The organism is Bacillus sp. JJ1764 (assembly GCF_036962145.1).
Taxonomy (GTDB): domain Bacteria; phylum Bacillota; class Bacilli; order Bacillales; family Cytobacillaceae; genus Neobacillus.
The window spans coordinates 1-2,801 of record NZ_JBALNY010000247.1; the positions used below are offsets into that span (position 1 = coordinate 1).

At 40.5% G+C, this 2,801-nt stretch carries 5 protein-coding genes; all 5 read right to left on the minus strand.

The annotated features are described in order from the left end of the window. The coding region (locus V7083_RS23335) for an alanyl-tRNA editing protein (RefSeq protein WP_335482558.1) at positions 1-619 on the minus strand (619 nt) is incomplete at its 3' end. Between the two features lie 125 nt (positions 620-744). Further along, positions 745-1,023, minus strand: coding sequence for a hypothetical protein (locus tag V7083_RS23340; protein ID WP_335482560.1), 279 nt, complete (start codon positions 1,021-1,023; stop codon positions 745-747). A gap of 106 nt (positions 1,024-1,129) precedes the next feature. Next, a complete protein-coding gene (locus V7083_RS23345) occupies positions 1,130-1,684 on the minus strand; it encodes a superoxide dismutase family protein (protein WP_335482562.1) in 555 nt (184 codons plus the stop codon). 83 nt (positions 1,685-1,767) lie between these two features. Continuing rightward, positions 1,768-1,974 carry a hypothetical protein gene (locus V7083_RS23350; protein ID WP_335482564.1) on the minus strand — a complete coding sequence of 69 codons (207 nt, stop codon included), beginning with the start codon at positions 1,972-1,974 and terminating at the stop codon, positions 1,768-1,770. A gap of 78 nt (positions 1,975-2,052) precedes the next feature. Continuing rightward, positions 2,053-2,790, minus strand: a complete 738-nt coding sequence (locus V7083_RS23355) for a peptidylprolyl isomerase (RefSeq protein ID WP_335482572.1) — start codon at positions 2,788-2,790, stop codon at positions 2,053-2,055. Positions 2,791-2,801 lie beyond the last annotated feature (11 nt).

A 2,801-nucleotide genomic window follows, 5' to 3' on the forward strand; every position in this document is an offset into this window, starting at 1 on the left:
CTTCCCCGGTTGCCCATGGATGGGTACCGCCGCAGCCATTGTAATCATAATCAGGGATGATGACAAGCCGAATATTCTCTTTCACTTTTGTCTCTTTTCGCAAAGAGTAACGGGATAGTTCTTCTTCGGTGACCCATTTGATTTCAATAGGTTTGTTTTCTAGTATAATTTGATTCGATAATGATTCAACTTGGGCTGCTTCTGCTTCCGTCAGTTGTTCTGTATCCAAATCAATGGTGACAATGTCATTACCTAAATGAAATCCAACAGTGTTGTAATCAAATAATTGCTCAAAGGCCGCTGATAAAATATGTTGACCACAGTGCTGCTGCATATGGTCATAACGACGATCCCAATCAATTTGCCCGCTTACCTCCATTTTGTGAGAAGGTATGGGTTCTTGAAGATAGTGGCGGATTTCTCCGTCGATTTCCTCAACATTAATAACACGGCTTTGTTCAATAACTCCTGTATCAAAAGGTTGACCACCGCCTGTTGGATAGAAAGCCGTTTGATCTAATACAATAAACCAGTTACCATCCTGGTCCTGCGCTTGTCTTTCTACCTTGGCGGTAAATGACTTTATGTATGGATCTGTATAATAAAGCTTATGTTTCATTACGTCACCTGACTTCTGTAAAAATCCTTTACTATCATTTTCGGTAAAAAACGAAAATAAATCAAGTAAAGCGATGCAAAAAACCTGTTCCCTGAAAGGAACAGGCTATATCTAGCAAAGTAAGATTATTTCTTTCCTTTTTTACGCTGTCCAAATTGAGGAAGAGTTTGACCGCCCATTTGTGGAAAACCTGGTTGCTGACTTCCCATCATTTGTGGAAAGCCTTGCGGAAAACCGCCCATTTGTGGATATCCATGATGATAGTGACCACCATATTGTGGGTAATGCGGATAACCTCCTGTCATTTGTGGAAAACCTGAATATGGATACCCGCCCATTTGTGGATAACCCATTTGTGGGTAACCGAATTGCCCAGGAAAACCGCCGAATTGTCTTTTTTCCATCTTATCCCTCCTAATCATTTCACCTTTAGTGTATGTCCTTTTTTGGGATAAGCTTAGATTAATACCTATAGTAAAAAAAATAGGCTATTCCAGAGTAGGAATGTGCCTATTTTTTTTCGTCCTGTGTATCTTTTTGACCAGGTTTTGCTTTATTATTAGAAATCTCACCGCAGGCAATGCGATTCCCAGAATTTCCCGCTGGTTGTGTCATCCCATCGTCTTTTTTAGACGTTATAACTAGTGAGGTACCTTCCTTGGTAAACAATGATTTTTTTCCATCCTTTAAAGACACATTGGGAGCCATGATATCTACCTTGACGGACTGATCATCCTCAACTATTAAATTTGGAAGATCACCGGCATGAGCCCCTTTAGGATGTAGGAGTCCGTGAGATTTATTTTCAGGGTTGAAATGGTTCCCCGCAGATTTAAAGCTGGGAGCTGAGCATTTCCCTTTTTCATGAATAGCAATCCCGTGAACTCCCGGAGGTAATCCTTTTAAATTGCCGGAGACCTTTACCCCGCTTGATTGCTCCTGCAAGGTAATTTTACCAAGAGAGTCCCCCACAGCGTTATACATGTTTACGTCCATCTTTGTCACATTTTGTTCCATACATCCGGCCAGCAATAATAGCGGAATTATCATCCAAGCTTTCTTCATCTGTAATCCCCCCGCGCTTCTTGCCTTTAGTATGAACTAAATAATTTATCAGTATGCGACAGAAAAAAAGAACAGTTAGTTCGTTAACTGTTCTTTGGAGTGGTTTGGTTTTTCAGTTTTTCTTCTAATTCTTTTGCCTTCTGGGCTTCCCGTTTGGAGATTTTAATAATCAACCTCATGGTGAGTGCCGCTGCAATCATAAATATAATCAAACTAATTGCTGCCGGTATATATTCTGATTTATCTTCGGGAAAGTACAAAAACAATGATAAGACCGCTGGTTGAAACATTTTATTCTCCCTTTCCTCTTTGAGAACAAGCTCTACTAATTATAGCAGTAAAAATGTTTCACACCAATTGATTCGCCTTTACTTTAGGACTTTGATTTTATTAATTTTAACATCCTTTTCCGGCTTGTCCTTTGGGTCAACAGGAGTATCGGCAATCTTATCCACAACATCCATTCCTTCAATTACTTGGCCAAAAACGGTATGACGGCCATCAAGCCAAGGAGTTCCGCCATTTTCATACGCAGCGATAGCTTCTTTTGAATATCCCGCTTTTTCCATTTGCGACTTCATAGAAGGATCCAGCTTGGTGCTTTGCACGATAAAAAACTGGCTGCCATTTGTATTGGATCCGGAATTTGCCATGGATAACGCCCCACGGATGTTAAATAAATTCCGGGAAAATTCATCCTCAAATGGCTTGCCCCAAATGCTTTCGCCACCAGTACCAGTACCATTAGGGTCTCCCCCTTGAATCATGAAATCCTTGATAACCCTGTGAAAAATCAACCCGTTATAATAACCTTCCTCACTATGCTTTACAAAGTTTTCCACAGCTTTTGGGGCATATTCTGGGAATAACTTAATTTTAATCGCTCCCATTGTCGTGTCCATTTCCACTAATCTTTCATTATCAGCTACCTCTGTTGACAGCTGTGGATACACAGTATTCGCCACTTGACCTTCTCCTTCCTTTTGTTCCGTTTTTGTCTGAGTGTCTTTCTTTTTCGCTGCATCCTGCTTCGTGCTTGTCCCACATCCACCAAGCAAAAATAAAATGGATACCATGGTAAAAATCGTCAGCAAACTCTTTCTCATATATTCTAACC

Coding starts and splice junctions, on each gene's coding strand:
- V7083_RS23350 (WP_335482564.1), bottom strand. CDS start 1,974: ATGTTTCAACCAGCGGTCTTATCATTGTTTTTGTACTTTCCCGAAGAT.
- V7083_RS23355 (WP_335482572.1), bottom strand. CDS start 2,790: ATGAGAAAGAGTTTGCTGACGATTTTTACCATGGTATCCATTTTATTT.
- V7083_RS23345 (WP_335482562.1), bottom strand. CDS start 1,684: ATGAAGAAAGCTTGGATGATAATTCCGCTATTATTGCTGGCCGGATGT.
- V7083_RS23340 (WP_335482560.1), bottom strand. CDS start 1,023: ATGGAAAAAAGACAATTCGGCGGTTTTCCTGGGCAATTCGGTTACCCA.